We start from the raw sequence: 19,420 nt of genomic DNA, 5'->3' as shown, positions 1-19,420 counted from the left end.
CACCGGGCGGCTCCCGCCCGGTCAGCGGCAGCTGATCCGTGATTCGGCCCAGTCGGCGAGGGCGACCCCGCCGAACGGGCCCGTCGGCTCCACGACGAGCCGGATCCGCTCCTGCCCCTCGATGCCGACACTCACCGGAACGGCCGGGTCGTCACCCTTCATCACGGGGGACTGCCACAGCCGCGCCCCGTCGCCGTTGAACACCGAGAAGCGCACCGAGCCGAGCCCCATCGTCAGGTCGTCGACGCCGACCATCGCCTCGTAGCGGCTGCACCGGCGGTTCAGCTGGATGATCACCGATGACCGGCTGTGGACGGTCACCCCGTGCGCGTACCGCGTGCCGCCGATCGACATGCCGGAGCGCTGCCAGACCCAGCTGCTCTCGCCGAGCACCACCTCGGGGCCGGTGTGGTCGCCGAGCAGGGTGTAGTCCAGCTCGCTGACCTGGTACACCTCCGGCGCAGGTGCGGGCGGCGGCGGGGGAGTCGGGGCCGGCGGCGCCGGAGGTGGTGACGGAGGCGGCGTCGGCTTCGGTGTGGGCTTCGGGGGCGGGGTGGGGGTGGGTGTCGGGGTGGGGGTCGGCGTGGGTGTGGGCGTGGGTGTGGGCTTCGGCGGCGTGGGAGCCGGCGGAGCGGGCGCGGGGGGAGTCGGCTTCGGTTTCGGCTTCGGCGGTGCGGGGCTCGGCACCGCGGGCGCCACGGCCGGGGGCTTGGCGACCGGCTTCGCCTCCGGGCGCGGCTGTTCGTCCCCGACGAGCGCCCATACGAGTCCGGCCGCGGCCGCGACGGCGACCGCCGCAGCGATACCGGCCTTGGCCGGAGCACCGAGCCCCTCGGAGGCGGCGGCGCCACCGGCCGAGCCCGCGGACGAGCCCCCGCCGGTCGCGGCGGCCGCGGCCCCCGCACCGGCGGCACCGGCCGCGCCGCCCGCCACGATCCCGGCGGCCTTGAGCGCGTATCCGGCGGCGAACCAGCCGATGACCGCGACCGGGAGCAGCGCGGGGATACCGGCGTTGACATGGGCGAGTTCGCCCGCGGCGAGCCGGCACTTCGCGCACTCGTCCAGATGCCCGCGCAGCCCGCGCTCGGCCCGCATCCGCAGCCCGCCCCGGGCGTACGCGCCGAGCCGGTCGGCGTAGCGTGCGCAGTCGCCGCCCGAGGTGAGCGCCTGGCTCACATGGGCCTGCAGATAGGCCTGCTTGAGCCCTTCACGGGCGCGACTGGCCAGGACGGACGTGGCGTTGGCGGTCAGTCCGAAGAGCGGGGCGATGTCGCTGGGCGACTCCTCCTCGACGGTGGTGTGCCACAGGACGGCCTGCCAGCGCTCGGGGAGGCTGCGGAAGGCCTGCATCGCCATCGACTGCTCGGCCTCGTGCATCGCCATCACATCGGCGCCGAGATCGAGGGTGTCGGCGTCCGAGATATCGGAGGAGTGGGCCGCCTGGGCGGCGAACACCGCGAAGTCGTCGACCAGTTGCTCACGCTTCGCGGTCTTCGTCCATGCCGCGGCCACGTGCCGAACCGCCGTCATCAGGTAGGCCCGCACGGCCTCCTCGGGGCCCTTGCCGCCCCGGACGGCCTGCAGTGTCCTGGCGAAGACCTCGGCCGTCAGGTCGTCGGCGGTGTGCGCGTCACGGCAGCAGGTGCGCGCATAGCGGCGCACGGCGTCGGAGTGGCGCCGGAACAGCTCCTCGTACGCCAGGTCGTCGCCGTCCCGCATCTGCTGGATCAACTGGGCGTCGGCGGGCGCGAGTCCGGAGGAGGCGACGCCGGACGCGCTGCCGGGCGCCCGCTGCTGCGGCACGGCGGCCGCGGCGGCGGCATCGATCGCGTCCGTGTCAGTCCTGTCGGTCCTGCCGGTCCTGTCCGCAGAGTTCGCCGTGTCCACCGTGTCCGCCGTGTTCTCGACGGGGGCGGGCGGCCACGGCCCGGGCAGGACGGTGCCGCCCTCGTTGTCGTCCTCGGCGTCGGACCGGCGCGGTCGGGCCTGGCTCGGCACCTGTTGGCCGGGCAGCCCGCCCGTCTCCGTGCCGCCGCCCGCGGCGACGGCGCCGTCGAGCGACTCTTCCTGCTGCCCGTCACCGCTCATCGCGGTCGCCCCCGTATGCGCTGTCGGACCCGAACACCGGGCAAGCGTGCCACAGCGGGCGGGAGCGGCGAACCCTCAGCCTAGCCAACCACTCATCCGGGGCGTTTTCCCGAATGTGAGCTCTAACGACGACCCATTCGGGGAAGGAGTAACAGGATGTGCTGACGGGACAGTTGGGGCGGAACGCACCGAGAGCACCACAAGTGCCCTGCCCGGACAGGGTGGGGCAGCCCGGCCGGACGCCGCGACGCTCCCGGGCCGGACGGCCATCACCGCACCGGCCCGAGCATCACCGCACCGGCCCGAGCGTCTCGGCACCGGCCAGCACTGCGCAACGCACGCACCACATCGGTCCGCCCTGCGCACCGCGCCCTACCTGACCGCACTGCGCACCGCGCCCCACCGGACCGCACTCCGCAACGGTGCGCCGCACCCCTACGCGGGCCGCGAGCGCAGGCCCTCCAGCAGGATGTCCAGCAGCCGGGCCGAAGCGGCCGCCTGCTGAGCCGCGTCCGGCAGCGAGGGTGCCGCCGTCGCGATGACCAGCAGCACATCGGCCACCGTCACATCGCGGCGCAGCTCACCGGATGTCCGCGCCCGCTCGACCAGCCGGCCCACGACCTCCAGCAGTTCGGCCGCGCCCGCGCCGAGGTCAACGGCCTCGTCCTCCGGTGCGGCGCGGCGCTCGGCCGCCCGCAGCCCGGCCTGGCCGGTCTCCTGGCGCTGCTGGGGCACCCGGGTTTCGTCCCGCGTGTCCTGCGGCGCCGCCGGCGTCCGTACCTCGCCCGCTTCGCCGACCACCGTCGAGTCGTCGACATCCACCCCGACCCGCAGTATCTGCGGAGGCAGCAGCCGTCCCGCGCCCGAGGCCACCGAGGTCCGCAGGAAGCGCGACAGCGCCGACCACGGCTCGTCCTCCTGCCCGAGCGCGGACCGGGCCTGGTCGGTCAGGCGGGCGGTCTCCTCCTCGGCTATCCGGCGCACCAGCACGTCCTTGCTGGGGAAGCGCCGGTACACCGTGCCGACGCCGACCCGTGCACGGCGTGCCACGTCCTCCATCGGAGCGCCGTATCCCAGCTCGCCGAACACCTCGCGGGCGGCACGCAGCACGTGCTCCAGATTGCGCTGCGCGTCCACGCGCAACGGCGCCGAGCGGTTGTGGGCACCTGAGGCCGAGCCGAGCGCGGCCCCCAGCGTGCTCACTGTTCCCGTCGATGCGGCGGTCGCGCCCGACCCGACCCCGCTCACTGTGCCGACTGCCCCGATTCGCCCGTTTCCTTCGGGCGCGACCGCAGCAGTCGGCCAATGCGATTCCTGAATATGCATAACTGTTCCCCCGGTTATGACGTCTCCCCCCGGAGACTCCCGCCGTGTCAGTCGAGGGTGGACCGTTGGTCACCGTCCGACACCCCGACGACACACGAACATAGTTGAGCCCGGGTCAATTCAGAAGGGGGCAGTCCGTCCGGAGCGCCCCCTGATCGGAGCAAGGACCGGTTGGTCACCGATTGGGCCCCCGCCCGTATCCCTCCCCGTAACCCCTGACCTGCGGGACTTCCGTACAACCGGGTCGATCCGCGGCACCGGCCCGTGCGGAACCTCCGGTCACACAATTTGCCGGGGCTGTGGACAAACTCCTGTGCACGTTGCGTCATGGGGTGGTGATGGCTTCAGATTCCGGGGGAACACCCCCCGGCCCCCCGCCGGGTGTGCGCATTCTCGTCGTCGGTGGGGGCTATGTCGGGATGTACACCGCACTGCGTCTCCAACGGAAGCTGAAGCAGCGGCTGAGAGGCGGTGAGACGGAGATCGTCGTCGTCACCCCCGACCCCTATATGACGTATCAGCCGTTCCTTCCCGAAGCCGCCGCCGGTTCGATCTCACCGCGCCATGTCGTCGTGCCGCTGCGCCGCGTCCTGCCCCACTGCACGATCGTCATCGGCGAGGCCCGGAGCATCGACCACGCCAAGCGCACCGCCACGGTCACCACCCTCGCCACGGGCGAGGACGGCACCGGCGCCGTGGAGATCCCGTACGACGAACTCGTCCTCGCCCCCGGCTCCGTCTCGCGCACCCTCCCGGTCCCCGGCCTCGCCGAGCACGGCGTCGGCTTCAAGACCATCGAGGAGGCCATCGGCCTGCGCAACCACGTCATCGAGCAGATGGACATCGCCTCCGCCACCCGCGACCCCGCGATCCGAGACGCCGCCCTCACCTTCGTCTTCGTCGGCGGCGGCTACGCGGGAGTGGAGGCGCTCGCCGAGCTGGAGGACATGGCCCGCTACACCTCGCGGTACTACCACAACATCAAGGCCGAGGACCTGAAGTGGATCCTCGTCGAGGCCACCGGGCGCATCCTCCCCGAGGTCGGCGAGTCGATGGGCCGGTACGCGGTCCGGGAGCTGCGCGGCCGCAACATCGACGTCCGCCTCGACACCCGGCTGGAGTCCTGCGAGGACCGGGTCGCCGTACTCAGCGACGGCTCCCGCTTCCCGACCCGCACGCTCGTGTGGACAGCCGGCGTCAAACCCGCCCCGCTGCTCGCCGCCACGGACCTGCCCCGCAACGAACGCGGCAGGCTCGTCTGCACGCCACGGCTCACCGTCGAGGGGACCGAGCACGCCTGGGCGGCCGGTGACGCCGCCGCCGTCCCCGACCTGACCGCCGCCGAACCGGGCAGGGAGACCGCGCCCAACGCACAGCACGCCGTCCGCCAGGCCAAGGTCCTCGCCGACAACCTTGTCGCGGCGCTCGACGGCCGCCCCCTCGCGGACTACCGCCACAGCTACGCGGGATCCGTCGCCTCGCTCGGCCTCCACAAGGGCGTCGCCCACGTCTACGGACGCCGCCTCAAGGGATACCCGGCCTGGCTGATGCACCGCATGTACCACCTGAGCCGCGTCCCCACGTTCAACCGCAAGGCCCGGGTGCTGGCCGAGTGGACCCTCGCCGGACTCTTCAAACGGGAGATCGTCTCCCTCGGCTCCCTGGAACACCCCAGGGCCGAATTCGAAATCGCCGCAGGCCGGCAGCCCCGGCCGGACGACGACGACTGTCAGTAGGGTCCGACACACTGGACGTGTGACCATAGGTGGGCTCACATCTGCACAGAGTGACCCGGCCGGCAGCGACCGACAGTGACCACCGAACACCGTCCCAGGGGCAACCAGACCGCCACTACATACTTGTGACGCCCCGGCAGAGGAAGCAGCCCGCCCGAGCGGACCAGACCGACACACGAGGCCAGAAATTCCGTGAACTTCACGCGTTGGAGCGCCCGCCTACCCGGTACGCAGCGTCGAGCCGCCCGGGACGACCGCAGTCCCGTACCCGCGGCCCGCGCCGAGTACGCACAGGCCGCCACCGGATCCGGCCCCCCGGACGCCGATCCGGAAAGCCCCGGCGCCCGGCCCGCCGCGCCCGCCCTCGAGGACCTCTCCGCCCGCGACATCCTCGGCCAGCTCCCCGCTCTCGTCGCCCTGGTGCACGGACCCGACCACCGCATCGCGTACGTCAACGACGCCTACGCCGCGGCGTTCGGCCCGCGCCCGTCCGGCGTCCCCGCCGCCGAGGCCATGCCCGAGCTGACCGAGCTCAGCCTGCTCCCCCTGATGGACCAGGTCCTGCGCAGCGGCACCCCCCGCACGGTCAAGTCGCGCAAGGCCGGCAGCGGCAACTCGTACACCGTCACCTGCACCCCCGTGCGGCGCGACCAGGACAAGGGGCACGAGGGCGGAGTCCTCGTGTACGCCGCCGACGTCACCGACCACGCCGAGGCCGCCGAGCGGCTGCGCACCAGCGAGAGCCGCCACCGCGAGACGGCCGTCACCCTCCAGCGCTCGCTGCTCCCGCAGGAGCTGGAACAGCCCGACGACCTGCGGATCGCCGCCACCTACCAGCCGGGCGGCACGGACGCCGCGGTCGGCGGCGACTGGTACGACGTGATCACCCTCGGCGCGGGCCGCACCGCGCTGGTCATCGGGGACGTGATGGGCCGCGGGGTGCGCGCCGCCGCGGTGATGGGCCAGCTGCGCACGGCCGTGCGCGCCTACGCCCGGCTCGACCTGCCCCCGCACGAGGTGCTCCAGCTGCTCGACGGCCTGGCGGCCGAGATCGACGCCAGCCAGATCGCCACCTGCGCCTACGCCGTGCACGACCCCAACGAGGGCCTGCTCGTCTACTCCTCCGCAGGCCACCTCCCGATCCTCGTGCGCGACGAGGACGGCGCGGTCCACCGCGCCGCGGACCCGACCGGCCCCCCGCTCGGCACCGGCGGCTGGATCCACACCTCGGGCACGATCGCCCTGCCGCCCGGCTCCACCGCCGTCCTCTACACGGACGGCCTGGTCGAGCGCCGCAGCGAGGACATCGACGAAGGCGTGGCCGCGCTGGAGCGGGCGCTGTCCGGTGCGAAGGGTTCACCGCAGGTGGTCTGCGACCGTCTGATCCGTTCCCTGAACGTCACGGCGGAGCACGACGACGACGTGGCGGTGCTGGTCGTCCAGCACCCCGCCCGCACGGGCCCGACCGCGGAGCTCTTCCACAACGCCTCGCTCGATCTGCTCGGCGGCATCGAGGCGGCCCCGCGCGCCCGCGCCTTCGCGACGGGCGTGCTGACGTCGTGGCGCTTCCCGGTCGAGCTGTGCGACCTGGGTGTCCTGGCGGCCGGCGAGCTGGTGGCGAACTCCCTGCAGCACGGCACACCGCCGATGCGCCTGGGCCTGCGCCGTACCGACCGCCGGCTGATCATCGAGGTGACCGACGGCGACGACCACCTGCCGCGCCGCCGCCGCGCCGAACCAGGGGACGAGGCGGGCCGGGGCATCTCCATCGTCGCGTCGATCGCGACGTCGTGGGGCAGCCGCCGCACGCCCGGCGGCGGCAAGGCGGTCTGGTGCGAGTTCGCCCTGCCGCAGTAGCGGCCCGCAGGCCGGCCGGCCCGGTCCGTCAGTGAACGACGGCGACCGGGGCCGGCACCTCGCCCTGCGCCTGCTCCGGCAGTGACACGGCCACCACCCGCGACGGCACCGCCGCGAGCGAGGGCTGGTCCTGTACGGGGGTGAGCCGCCGGCCGAGCCGCAGCGCCAGCACCGTGATGCCGAGCGAGAACAGCACGAACGTCACGATGTACGGCCCGTGCAGCGAGGCCCCCATCGGCCCGCCCACGGCAGGACCCACCGCCAGCGCCAGCTGCTTGCAGAGCGCGAACGCCGAGTTGTACTGCCCGACCATCGACTCGGGCGCCAGATCCGCGACCAGCGGGGCGACGGTCGGCGACAGCATCGCCTCACCGAGCCCGAAGAGCGCGTACGTGGAGATCATCGCGGCGGTCGCCATGGTCTGGCTGCCGTGCCCGAGGCCCGCGTAGCCCGCCACGATCCAGGCGAACGCCCAGATCAGACCGACGGAGGCGATGACCCGGCTGCGCTTGCGGCGCTCCACCAGGCGCAGCACCACGAACTGGGCCACGACGATGACGGCGGTGTTGGCGGCCAGCGCGATCCCGAGCGTCGAGGGCTGGATGCCGGCGGCCTCGGTGCCGTACGCCGCGAGGCCGGACTCGAACTGTCCGTAGCAGGCGAAGAACACCACGAAGCCCAGCACGCACAGCTGCACCATGGCCCGGTGCGAGAGCAGCACCCGCAGCCCGCCGCGCGGCGCGGACCCGTCGGCCGCCGTCTCCGTCACGACAGCGGCGGTACACGGCATCCGCACGGTCGCCGTGATGGCGCCGAGCACGAGGAACATCACCGCTTCGATCAGGAACAGCAGCGTGAAGGACGCCGGCCGGCTCGTGTCGACGATCTGTCCGCCGACGAGGCCGCCGATGCCGAGCCCCAGGTTCTGCAGGAAGAACTGCATCGCGAAGGCCCGCGTACGGGTGCTGGTGTCGGAGCAGCGGACCAGCATCGTGGCGAGGGCCGGCTGCATGACGGCGGTACCCGCGCCGAGCACGGCCGCCGACAGGACGGACGCGGTGACCTGCGAGGAGAAGCCCAGTGCGGCAGCGCCCAGGGAGGCGACGACCGAGGCGACGATCAGTACGGGCAGTGGCCCGCGACGGTCGATGGCCCGGCCGGTGAACGGTAGGACGGCGAGCGCTGCCATGGCGAAGACCGCCAGTACGACTCCCGCCGTACCGGCACCCAGATCCCGTACCTGCGCCACGTAGACGTACAGATACGGAACGGTGAACCCCAGCCCGAACGCGCTCAGCGCGCTCCCCAGCTGGATCCGCCGCAGTGCTGCACCCATTTCCCTGGTCACACTCACCTACCTCAAGGTCTCGAAACCACGTCATCGAACGACTCGAACCCGAAGACTTTAGCACTAAAGTTAGAAGCTCAACAATACAGCCTGAAGGACTTCGACGGCTGTGGGCGGCGTGCCATACTGCGCGCCATGCCTGACACCACCGAGCCCGGACTCCAGGAACCGAGCCTCGACGAGCAGATCGCCGCCTATCAACGCGAGTTCCGCGACCTCGACCCGCAGGTCGAGCAGGTCGTCTCGGCCCTGGGCCGGCTGAACCGCCGGATGAACGTGGCGTACGGACGGCAGGTCGCCGCCCTCGGCATCAGCAACGCGGAATGGGAGGTCCTCAAGACCCTCGTGCTGGCCGGCACCCCGTACCGGCTGGGCCCGGGCGAACTGGCCAAGCGGCTCGGTCTCACCCCGGCAGCGATGACGCACCGCATCGACCGCATGGCGGGCGAGGGCCTGGTGACCCGCGACCGGGACGAGAACAACCGGGTGCGCGTCATCGTCGAGCTGACGGACGAGGGCCGTACGAAGTGGCTGGAGGCGATGCGCATGGCCTCGGACTTCGAGGAGGAGCTGCTCCAGGACCTCTCGGGCGACGAGCGCGGCGCCCTCGGCGAGATGCTGATCCGTCTCCTGCGCCGGGTGGAGCACGCCCAGCCGGACGCCGGCGGCCGCCTCAAGGACCTGGACTGAGCCCGACCGGAGCCGCACCGCTCGGCAGGGCCGAGGAGGGGTTGACACACCCTTGGGCGATCCGTAAGGTTCTTCGAGTTGTCACGGAGCCGGAACGGTTCACCGACAACCGATCACGCCGCTCATGCGGCAACCAACTCTCAGCACGATCTCCCACTCGGGAGAATTTCGGCGTGCCGAAATTGATTTCGATGACTCGATTATGAGTCGCCGGAAGAATCCGCTAGAGTTTTGGACGTCGGAACGGCCCAACAGCCGGGAAGACAAGCCCCACTGACTGGGAATCAGGCCCGAAAGGATCTGATAGAGTCGGACTCGCCGGAAAGGGAAACGCGAAAGCGAAGAACTGGAAAGCGGAAAATGCGAGGCCCGCTTCGACCGGGAATCGGACACGAAAGAGTCTGATAGAGTCGGAAACGCAAGACCGAAGGGAAGCGCCCGGAGGAAAGCCCGAGAGGGTGAGTACAAAGGAAGCGTCCGTTCCTTGAGAACTCAACAGCGTGCCAAAAGTCAACGCCAGATATGTTGATACCCCGACCTGCTTCGGCAGGTTCGAGGTTCCTTTGAAAGTCCTAACAGGCCTTTACCGGCCTGGTAGGCAATGAACACAGCGAGGACACAGTGAACGGTCGGTCTTATTCCGACCTGACCGTTCCGCTCTCGTGTGTGTCTACCCGATTACGGGAAAACATTCACGGAGAGTTTGATCCTGGCTCAGGACGAACGCTGGCGGCGTGCTTAACACATGCAAGTCGAACGATGAAGCCCTTCGGGGTGGATTAGTGGCGAACGGGTGAGTAACACGTGGGCAATCTGCCCTTCACTCTGGGACAAGCCCTGGAAACGGGGTCTAATACCGGATAATACTTTCTCTCTCATGGGGGAAGGTTAAAAGCTCCGGCGGTGAAGGATGAGCCCGCGGCCTATCAGCTAGTTGGTGGGGTAATGGCCTACCAAGGCGACGACGGGTAGCCGGCCTGAGAGGGCGACCGGCCACACTGGGACTGAGACACGGCCCAGACTCCTACGGGAGGCAGCAGTGGGGAATATTGCACAATGGGCGAAAGCCTGATGCAGCGACGCCGCGTGAGGGATGACGGCCTTCGGGTTGTAAACCTCTTTCAGCAGGGAAGAAGCGAAAGTGACGGTACCTGCAGAAGAAGCGCCGGCTAACTACGTGCCAGCAGCCGCGGTAATACGTAGGGCGCAAGCGTTGTCCGGAATTATTGGGCGTAAAGAGCTCGTAGGCGGCTTGTTGCGTCGGTTGTGAAAGCCCGGGGCTTAACCCCGGGTCTGCAGTCGATACGGGCAGGCTAGAGTGTGGTAGGGGAGATCGGAATTCCTGGTGTAGCGGTGAAATGCGCAGATATCAGGAGGAACACCGGTGGCGAAGGCGGATCTCTGGGCCATTACTGACGCTGAGGAGCGAAAGCGTGGGGAGCGAACAGGATTAGATACCCTGGTAGTCCACGCCGTAAACGTTGGGAACTAGGTGTTGGCGACATTCCACGTCGTCGGTGCCGCAGCTAACGCATTAAGTTCCCCGCCTGGGGAGTACGGCCGCAAGGCTAAAACTCAAAGGAATTGACGGGGGCCCGCACAAGCAGCGGAGCATGTGGCTTAATTCGACGCAACGCGAAGAACCTTACCAAGGCTTGACATCGCCCGGAAAGCCGTAGAGATACGGCCCCCCTTGTGGTCGGGTGACAGGTGGTGCATGGCTGTCGTCAGCTCGTGTCGTGAGATGTTGGGTTAAGTCCCGCAACGAGCGCAACCCTTGTTCTGTGTTGCCAGCATGCCCTTCGGGGTGATGGGGACTCACAGGAGACTGCCGGGGTCAACTCGGAGGAAGGTGGGGACGACGTCAAGTCATCATGCCCCTTATGTCTTGGGCTGCACACGTGCTACAATGGCCGGTACAATGAGCTGCGATGCCGCGAGGCGGAGCGAATCTCAAAAAGCCGGTCTCAGTTCGGATTGGGGTCTGCAACTCGACCCCATGAAGTCGGAGTTGCTAGTAATCGCAGATCAGCATTGCTGCGGTGAATACGTTCCCGGGCCTTGTACACACCGCCCGTCACGTCACGAAAGTCGGTAACACCCGAAGCCGGTGGCCCAACCCCTTGTGGGAGGGAGCTGTCGAAGGTGGGACTGGCGATTGGGACGAAGTCGTAACAAGGTAGCCGTACCGGAAGGTGCGGCTGGATCACCTCCTTTCTAAGGAGCATCTAGATTCCGCAAGGAATCCAGAGCCACTACGTCGACAAATGTTCGACGGTGGTCAGCTCATGGGTGGAACGTTGACTATTCGGCACGGTTGGCTGGTTTTCGTAAGTACTGCTTCGGCGTGGAACATGAAGACGGGTTGACTGTGTCGGGCACGCTGTTGGGTATCTGAAGGTACGGCCGTAAAGGTCGTCCTTCGGTTGCCGGCCCCAGTGAACTCGCCTGTAAGGGTGGGGTGATGGGTGGCTGGTCGTTGTTTGAGAACTGCACAGTGGACGCGAGCATCTGTGGCCAAGTTTTTAAGGGCGCACGGTGGATGCCTTGGCACCAGGAACCGATGAAGGACGTGGGAGGCCACGATAGGCCCCGGGGAGCTGTCAACCAAGCTTTGATCCGGGGGTGTCCGAATGGGGAAACCCGGCAGTCGTCATGGGCTGTCACCCGCTGCTGAACACATAGGCAGTGTGGAGGGAACGAGGGGAAGTGAAACATCTCAGTACCCTCAGGAAGAGAAAACAACCGTGATTCCGGGAGTAGTGGCGAGCGAAACTGGATCAGGCCAAACCGTATGCGTGTGATACCCGGCAGGGGTTGCGCATGCGGGGTTGTGGGATCTCTTTTTCACAGTCTGCCGGCTGTGAGACGAGTCAGAAACCGTTGATGTAGGCGAAGGACATGCGAAAGGTCCGGCGTAGAGGGTAAGACCCCCGTAGCTGAAACATTAACGGCTCGTTTAAGAGACACCCAAGTAGCACGGGGCCCGAGAAATCCCGTGTGAATCTGGCGGGACCACCCGTTAAGCCTAAATATTCCCTGGTGACCGATAGCGGATAGTACCGTGAGGGAATGGTGAAAAGTACCGCGGGAGCGGAGTGAAATAGTACCTGAAACCGTGTGCCTACAAGCCGTGGGAGCGTCGCGCATCGAGTTTACTCGGTGCGTCGTGACTGCGTGCCTTTTGAAGAATGAGCCTGCGAGTTTGCGGTGTGTTGCGAGGTTAACCCGTGTGGGGAAGCCGTAGCGAAAGCGAGTCCGAATAGGGCGATTTAGTAGCGCGCTCAAGACCCGAAGCGGAGTGATCTAGCCATGGGCAGGTTGAAGCGGAGGTAAGACTTCGTGGAGGACCGAACCCACCAGGGTTGAAAACCTGGGGGATGACCTGTGGTTAGGGGTGAAAGGCCAATCAAACTCCGTGATAGCTGGTTCTCCCCGAAATGCATTTAGGTGCAGCGTCGTGTGTTTCTTGCCGGAGGTAGAGCACTGGATAGGCGATGGGCCCTACCGGGTTACTGACCTTAGCCAAACTCCGAATGCCGGTAAGTGAGAGCACGGCAGTGAGACTGTGGGGGATAAGCTCCATGGTCGAGAGGGAAACAGCCCAGAGCATCGACTAAGGCCCCTAAGCGTACGCTAAGTGGGAAAGGATGTGGAGTCGCAGAGACAACCAGGAGGTTGGCTTAGAAGCAGCCACCCTTGAAAGAGTGCGTAATAGCTCACTGGTCAAGTGATTCCGCGCCGACAATGTAGCGGGGCTCAAGCGTACCGCCGAAGTCGTGTCATTCATACACATATCCCCAACGGGAGTATGGATGGGTAGGGGAGCGTCGTGTGCCGGGTGAAGCAGCCGCGGAAGCGAGTTGTGGACGGTTCACGAGTGAGAATGCAGGCATGAGTAGCGATACACACGTGAGAAACGTGTGCGCCGATTGACTAAGGGTTCCTGGGTCAAGCTGATCTGCCCAGGGTAAGTCGGGACCTAAGGCGAGGCCGACAGGCGTAGTCGATGGACAACCGGTTGATATTCCGGTACCCGCTTTGAAACGCCCAATACTGAATCAGGCGATGCTAAGTCCGTGAAGCCGGCCCGATCTCTTCGGAGTTGAGGGTAGTGGTGGAGCCGACGAACCAGACTTGTACTAGGTAAGCGATGGGGTGACGCAGGAAGGTAGTCCAGCCCGGGCGGTGGTAGTCCCGGGGTAAGGGTGTAGGCCGTGTGGTAGGTAAATCCGTCACACATTAAGGCTGAGACCTGATGCCGAGCCGATTGTGGTGAAGTGGATGATCCTATGCTGTCGAGAAAAGCCTCTAGCGAGTTTCATGGCGGCCCGTACCCTAAACCGACTCAGGTAGTCAGGTAGAGAATACCGAGGCGTTCGGGTGAACTATGGTTAAGGAACTCGGCAAAATGCCCCCGTAACTTCGGGAGAAGGGGGGCCATCACTGGTGAGGGAACTTGCTTCCTGAGCTGGGGGTGGCCGCAGAGACCAGCGAGAAGCGACTGTTTACTAAAAACACAGGTCCGTGCGAAGCCGTAAGGCGATGTATACGGACTGACGCCTGCCCGGTGCTGGAACGTTAAGGGGACCGGTTAGCTGACTTTCGGGTCGGCGAAGCTGAGAACTTAAGCGCCAGTAAACGGCGGTGGTAACTATAACCATCCTAAGGTAGCGAAATTCCTTGTCGGGTAAGTTCCGACCTGCACGAATGGCGTAACGACTTCTCGACTGTCTCAACCATAGGCCCGGTGAAATTGCACTACGAGTAAAGATGCTCGTTTCGCGCAGCAGGACGGAAAGACCCCGGGACCTTTACTATAGTTTGATATTGGTGTTCGGTTCGGCTTGTGTAGGATAGGTGGGAGACTTTGAAGCGGCCACGCCAGTGGTTGTGGAGTCGTCGTTGAAATACCACTCTGGTCGTGCTGGATGTCTAACCTGGGTCCGTGATCCGGATCAGGGACAGTGTCTGATGGGTAGTTTAACTGGGGCGGTTGCCTCCTAAAGAGTAACGGAGGCGCCCAAAGGTTCCCTCAGCCTGGTTGGCAATCAGGTGTTGAGTGTAAGTGCACAAGGGAGCTTGACTGTGAGACCGACGGGTCGAGCAGGGACGAAAGTCGGGACTAGTGATCCGGCAGTGGCTTGTGGAAGCGCTGTCGCTCAACGGATAAAAGGTACCCCGGGGATAACAGGCTGATCTTCCCCAAGAGTCCATATCGACGGGATGGTTTGGCACCTCGATGTCGGCTCGTCGCATCCTGGGGCTGGAGTCGGTCCCAAGGGTTGGGCTGTTCGCCCATTAAAGCGGTACGCGAGCTGGGTTTAGAACGTCGTGAGACAGTTCGGTCCCTATCCGCTGTGCGCGTAGGAATATTGAGAAGGGCTGTCCCTAGTACGAGAGGACCGGGACGGACGAACCTCTGGTGTGCCAGTTGTCCTGCCAAGGGCATGGCTGGTTGGCTACGTTCGGAAAGGATAACCGCTGAAAGCATCTAAGCGGGAAGCCTGCTTCGAGATGAGTATTCCCACCAACTTGATTGGTTAAGGCTCCCAGTAGACGACTGGGTTGATAGGCCAGATGTGGAAGCCCGGTAACGGGTGGAGCTGACTGGTACTAATAGGCCGAGGGCTTGTCCTCAGTTGCTCGCGTCCACTGTGTTAGTTCTGAAATAACGAACGGCCGTGTTTTGTTCCGGTGTTGGTTAATTTCATAGTGTTTCGGTGGTCATTGCGTTAGGGAAACGCCCGGTTACATTCCGAACCCGGAAGCTAAGCCTTTCAGCGCCGATGGTACTGCAGGGGGGACCCTGTGGGAGAGTAGGACGCCGCCGAACTCCTTTTAAAATGGTTGAGCCCCGTGCCCTTGTGGCACGGGGCTTTTCCGCGTTTACGGGTCCTTACTCTGTGTGCAGGGCCTTTCAGCCGGCAGTCACCAGGTGGGTGTCGTACGCCAGGATGACCGCCTGGACGCGGTCCCGGGCGCCGGTCTTCGCGAGAATGCGCGAGACATGGGTCTTCACGGTCGACTCGGCCAGGTGGAGACGTTCGGCGATCTCCGAGTTGGTCCAGCCGCGGCCGATGACGGTGAGGATCTCTCTCTCCCGGTCGGTGAGCTTCGCGATCCGGGCGTCCGGGGTCGCGGGTCCGCCGGGAACGGCCGGCAAGTGCTGTACGTACGCGTCCAGGAGACGGCGGGTCAGGCTCGGGGCGACCACCGCGTCGCCGCTGGCCACCGCCCGTACCCCGGAGAGGAGCTCCTCCGGCAGCGCGTCCTTGATCAGGAAGCCGCTGGCTCCGGCGCGCAGACCGTCGTACGCGTAGCGGTCCAGGTCGAACGTGGTGACGATGAGGACGCGGGTGCGGGAGCCCGTCCTGATGATGCGGCGGGTGGCCTCGATGCCGTCGAGCAAGGGCATGCGGATGTCCATCAGGGCGACGTCCGGCTGGTGCCGGGCGACGAGTTGGAGCGCCTCGTGGCCGGTGGCGGCCTCGCCGACGACCGTCATGTCGTCCTGGCTCTCCAGCAGCATGCGGAAACCGAAGCGCTGCATGGCCTGGTCGTCCGCGATCAGCACGGTCGTCACGAGAGGGAGTCCTCCAGGGGGAGTAGGAGCCGGACCTGCCAGCCCGTGGTGACGGACCGGCCGGCTTCGAGTGTGCCGTCGTACAGGGAAGCGCGCTCGCGCATGCCCGTGATGCCCTGGCCGGTGCCGTCCGGCGCCCCGGTCCCGGGGCGGCGGGTGCCGTTGTCGGTGATCAGGACCTCCAACTCCGTCGCACGGTAGGTCAGCGTGACCTCCGCCGCCAGGGACGGAACCGTGGCCGCGTGCTTCAGGGTGTTCGTCAGCGCCTCCTGCACCACCCGGTAGACCGTCAGCTGCCGTCCGGCGGTGGGCGGGACGGCCGGCGGTGTGCCGTGGCGGTGCAGGCGTACGGGCAGCCCGGCGGCACGTACACCGGTGAGCAGGGCGTCTATGTCGTCGAGCGTGGGCTGCGGGGTGCGGTCGGCCCGGTCCGGAGCGTCCCGCAGGACGCCCAGCAGGCGGCGGAGCTCGGCGAGGGCCTGGCGGCTGGTGGTGCCGATGGCGTCCAGGGCCTGGGCGGCCCGTTCCGGGCTCTTGGCCGCGGCGTAGGCGCCGCCGTCCGCGAGGCCCGTGATCACGGAGAGGTTGTGGCCGATGATGTCGTGCATCTCCCGGGCGATCCGGGTCCGTTCGGCGGCGGCCGCGAGCCGGGCCTGCTGGTCGCGTTCGAGTTCGAGCCGGTTCGCCCGGTCGACGAGGGCCTCCGTGTACTCCTTGCGCGTACGCACCACGATGCCGACCAGGGACGCGAACGCCAACGCGTACAGATGCGGGACGAAGAGGCGGTTCCAGTCGTCCGGGAAGTGACCCGCGCCGATCACCAGCGGGGCGAGCACGATGCCGCCCGACCACGCCAGGGTGCGCATCGGCTGCCGGAGCGCGATGTTGAAGACGACGATCTCCTGGAGGAAGGCGGCCTGGATGACCGCCCCCGTCCAGACGTTGACCAGGGAGAACGGGGCCATGAACACCAGCACGGCCAGCGGATGACTGCGGCGCCACAGCAGCGGGGCGGAGAACGCCACGCTCATCACGAGCACCAGGGGCGCCGGCACGCTCCGGTCCACGGCGACCGTGCGCCAGCCGCCCGACGAGACGTCGAGGACCGCGAACAGCACCCAGAACGTGGCCAGCAGCCCGTCCCAGACCAGCGGCCGGCGCCGGTCGTACGCGCGGACGCGCTGGAGCAGCCGCTGGATGTGACCGGTGAGCGGGAAGGCGCCCGTCGTGGAGCGGCCCGTGCCGTGATCCGTCACCCGTGCATCACCTGTGCTTCCTCGCGTCCGTCATCGAGACCGGTCCCGGCTGCGTCATGCGTCGCGTCGGCGCAGGAGCGCGGCCGCCGCGATCAGTGTGGCCGCCGACCACAGGAGGAGGGCGAGCAGGGCCCCGCCGGCGGGGGCGGCGTCGGGGAGCGGCGTCGCGGAACCGAGGACTCCGGCGGCCTGGGTCGGGAAGTAGCGGATGGCGGTCTCCACCGCGTCGTACGGGAGCATGCCGAGGACCTCCGGAAGGACCATCACGCCGCCGATGAAGGCGCCGATCGCGCCGGGGACCGAGCGGAGCAGGGCGCCGAGGCCCAGGGCGATGAGGCTGAGGAGGGTGGTGCCGACGGCGTTGCCCGCCACGGCGCGGAGCACGCCGGGGTCGGTCAGGGAGGCGGCCTGGTCCGTGTCGTGGAGGAACAGCTGGGCGGCGACGAACGTGAGCAGGGAGGTCGTCAGCATGACGCCGAGGACGGTGGCGCTGAAGACGGCCGCCTTGGCCCACAGGACGGGGAGCCGGCGGGGTACCGCGGTGAGCGAGGCACGGATCATGCCGGAGGAGTACTCGCCCGCGGTGACGAGGATGCCCAGCACCACCGTGCAGAGCGTGCCGAGAGTGGTGCCGTAGAGGACCAGGATGACCGTGTCGACGTCGGAGTCGCCGCCGTCGGACGTGTAGGTGATGCCCATGACGAGGCCGACGGCGAGGACGAGCGCCGCGGCGGACCCCAGGGTGATCCAGCTGGAGCGCAGGGTGCGGAGCTTGTGCCACTCGGAGCGCAGGACGCGGGCCGGGGTGACGCGGTAGCGGGGCGGTGCGCCGGTGGTGGCGGCGGTGGGCGTGGCGGTGGTCATGCGAGGGCTCCGGTCGGTTCGGGGGCGGTGATCCGGTACTCGACCGACTCCTGGGTGAGATCCATGAACGCCTGCTCCAGGGAGGCGGTACGGGGCGTGAGTTCGTGGAGGGGAATGGCGTGGGCGGCGGCGACGCGCCCGATGTGGGCGGCGTCCGTGCCGCGGACCTCCAGCTGGTCCGGGCCCGCCGCGCCGCTGATGTCGATGCCGGGGCCGCGCAGCAGGTCGCTGAGGGCCGGGGCCTGGGGGGTGACGACCTTGACGGCGCTGCCGCCCGCCGTGGCGACGAAGTCGGCGACGGTCGTGTCGGCGAGGAGGCGGCCGCGTCCGATGATGACGAGGTGGTCGGCGGTCAGGGCCATCTCGCTCATGAGGTGCGAGGAGACGAGGACGGTGCGGCCCTGGGTGGCGAGGGACTTGAGCAGGTTGCGGATCCACAGCACGCCCTCCGGGTCGAGGCCGTTGACCGGCTCGTCCAGGATCAGGGTGGCCGGGTCGCCGAGCAGTGCGGCGGCGATGCCGAGCCGCTGGCCCATGCCGAGCGAGAAGCCCTTGACGCGTTTTCCGGCGACCCCGGTCAGTCCGGCGAGGTCGAGGACGTGCTCGACGCGGCTGCGCGGGATGCCGTGGGTGTGGGCGAGGGCCATCAGGTGGTGGAAGGCGGTCCGGCCGGGGTGGACGGAACGGGCCTCCAGCAGGGCGCCGACCTCGGTGAGGGGTGCGTTGTGGGTGGCGTACGCGCGCCCGCCGATCGTGGAGCGGCCGCGGGTGGGGGCGTCCAGGCCGAGGAGCATCCGCATGGTCGTGGACTTCCCGGCGCCGTTCGGGCCGAGGAAGCCGGTGACGGTGCCCGGCCGGACCGTGAAGTCGAGGTCCTGGACGACGGTCGTGCCGCCGTACCGTTTGGTGAGTTCGTATGCCCTGATCATGCGGCCGACGCTACGGAGCGGGCGGGCGCGGGGCGTCGGACCGGGGGCGGGATGTGGCGACGGGCGTAGTACCGGGGTACGACGCGGCGGCCACCGCCGCGGACCTGCCGGATCGGGCGGGAATCACATTGCGTGGCGCGGGAGCGCAGGTCAGGATCGGTGCATGGACTACGTGATACGGCCGGTGCGTGCCGACGAGTGGCAGCAGGCGAAGGAACTCCGACTGGCCGCGTTGCGGGACCCGGCGGCTCCGGTGGCGTTCCTGGAGACGTACGAGACCTGCCTGGAGCGCACCGACGACTTCTGGCGCGAGCGCACGCTCGGCGCTTCGGAGGACGGGGCCGGCGGGGTGCGGCAGTTCGTCGCCGAGGGATCCGACGGCAGTTGGGCGGGCACGGTCAGTGTGCTGATCGAGCGGCCCGACGGGGATGCGGTGTTCGGCGGGGCTGCCGTGGTGCACCAGGCCCATGTGGTCGGTGTGTTCGTGCGGCCCGAGGCGCGGGGCAGGGGGCTGATCGATGAGCTGTTCCGGGTCGGTACGGACTGGGCGTGGTCGCTGGGCGAGCCGTTGATCGAGCGGGTCCGGCTGTATGTGCACGAGGACAATCCGCGGGCCGCGGCCGTCTACCGCCGGATCGGCTTCGTGCCGACCGGGGAGACCGTGCCGATGCCGGGTGACCCGACGGCCCGGGAGCTGGAGTACGCGGTGCCCCGCCCCTGACGTGCGTACGACGGGGCGC

The 19,420-nt window shown here is 67.8% G+C and carries 11 protein-coding genes and 3 rRNA genes; 7 read left to right on the top strand and 7 right to left on the bottom strand.

What is annotated here, in order from left to right; all coding sequences use genetic code 11:
- Positions 1-21 precede the first annotated feature (21 nt).
- Positions 22-2,088 carry a sigma-70 family RNA polymerase sigma factor gene (locus OG521_18980; GenBank protein WUW22768.1) on the bottom strand — a complete coding sequence of 689 codons (2,067 nt, stop codon included), beginning with the start codon at positions 2,086-2,088 and terminating at the stop codon, positions 22-24.
- 435 nt (positions 2,089-2,523) lie between these two features.
- The gene (locus tag OG521_18975) at positions 2,524-3,414 is read right to left on the bottom strand and encodes a TetR/AcrR family transcriptional regulator (GenBank protein WUW22767.1); all 891 of its coding nucleotides are present in this window, start codon (positions 3,412-3,414) and stop codon (positions 2,524-2,526) included.
- Between the two features lie 419 nt (positions 3,415-3,833).
- On the opposite strand from OG521_18975, the gene OG521_18970 reads away from it, so the two are divergent.
- Together OG521_18970 and OG521_18965 are read left to right on the top strand one after the other, a co-directional pair.
- Positions 3,834-5,150 (top strand): NAD(P)/FAD-dependent oxidoreductase, encoded by a 1,317-nt coding sequence (locus OG521_18970; GenBank protein WUW22766.1) that lies wholly within the window; start codon positions 3,834-3,836, stop codon positions 5,148-5,150.
- 192 nt (positions 5,151-5,342) lie between these two features.
- Entirely contained in the window at positions 5,343-7,007 is a 1,665-nt protein-coding gene (locus OG521_18965) for a SpoIIE family protein phosphatase (protein WUW22765.1), read from the top strand.
- 28 nt (positions 7,008-7,035) lie between these two features.
- Here OG521_18965 and OG521_18960 read toward each other — a convergent pair whose 3' ends face one another.
- The gene (locus OG521_18960; GenBank protein WUW22764.1) at positions 7,036-8,343 is read right to left on the bottom strand and encodes an MFS transporter; all 1,308 of its coding nucleotides are present in this window, start codon (positions 8,341-8,343) and stop codon (positions 7,036-7,038) included.
- Positions 8,344-8,490: 147 nt separating this feature from the next.
- Between OG521_18960 and OG521_18955 the strand changes: the two genes are divergently transcribed.
- From OG521_18955 to rrf, 4 genes are all read left to right on the top strand, one after another.
- Complete coding sequence (locus OG521_18955) at positions 8,491-9,045, top strand: MarR family transcriptional regulator (protein ID WUW22763.1); 555 nt, start codon at positions 8,491-8,493, stop codon at positions 9,043-9,045.
- Positions 9,046-9,736: 691 nt separating this feature from the next.
- Positions 9,737-11,262, top strand: a 16S ribosomal RNA gene (locus tag OG521_18950).
- Positions 11,263-11,560: 298 nt separating this feature from the next.
- Positions 11,561-14,685 (top strand): 23S ribosomal RNA (locus OG521_18945).
- A 79-nt stretch (positions 14,686-14,764) separates the two neighbouring features.
- A 5S ribosomal RNA gene (gene rrf, locus OG521_18940) occupies positions 14,765-14,881 on the top strand.
- Together the 16S, 23S and 5S rRNA genes form the textbook arrangement of a ribosomal RNA operon.
- Before the next feature lie 84 nt (positions 14,882-14,965).
- On the opposite strand, the gene OG521_18935 is transcribed toward rrf, so the two are convergent.
- Genes OG521_18935 through OG521_18920 form a run of 4 tightly spaced genes read right to left on the bottom strand, consistent with a single transcriptional unit; the run spans position 14,966 to position 18,680 of the window.
- A complete protein-coding gene (locus OG521_18935) occupies positions 14,966-15,631 on the bottom strand; it encodes a response regulator transcription factor (protein ID WUW22762.1) in 666 nt (221 codons plus the stop codon).
- A complete protein-coding gene (locus OG521_18930) occupies positions 15,628-16,887 on the bottom strand; it encodes a histidine kinase (protein WUW22761.1) in 1,260 nt (419 codons plus the stop codon). The genes OG521_18935 and OG521_18930 overlap by 4 nt, the downstream gene beginning before the upstream one ends.
- Positions 16,888-16,941: 54 nt before the next feature.
- Positions 16,942-17,751, bottom strand: a complete 810-nt coding sequence (locus OG521_18925; protein ID WUW22760.1) for an ABC transporter permease — start codon at positions 17,749-17,751, stop codon at positions 16,942-16,944.
- The gene (locus OG521_18920) at positions 17,748-18,680 is read right to left on the bottom strand and encodes an ATP-binding cassette domain-containing protein (GenBank protein WUW22759.1); all 933 of its coding nucleotides are present in this window, start codon (positions 18,678-18,680) and stop codon (positions 17,748-17,750) included. The genes OG521_18925 and OG521_18920 overlap by 4 nt, the downstream gene beginning before the upstream one ends.
- Before the next feature lie 163 nt (positions 18,681-18,843).
- On the opposite strand from OG521_18920, the gene OG521_18915 reads away from it, so the two are divergent.
- Positions 18,844-19,401, top strand: coding sequence for a GNAT family N-acetyltransferase (locus tag OG521_18915; protein ID WUW22758.1), 558 nt, complete (start codon positions 18,844-18,846; stop codon positions 19,399-19,401).
- Positions 19,402-19,420 lie beyond the last annotated feature (19 nt).

The sequence above is a fragment of the Streptomyces sp. NBC_01463 genome (assembly GCA_036227345.1).
Classification (GTDB): domain Bacteria; phylum Actinomycetota; class Actinomycetes; order Streptomycetales; family Streptomycetaceae; genus Streptomyces.
Note: the sequence above shows the minus strand (reverse complement) of the source record. Positions and strands in the feature narration are given on the sequence as shown.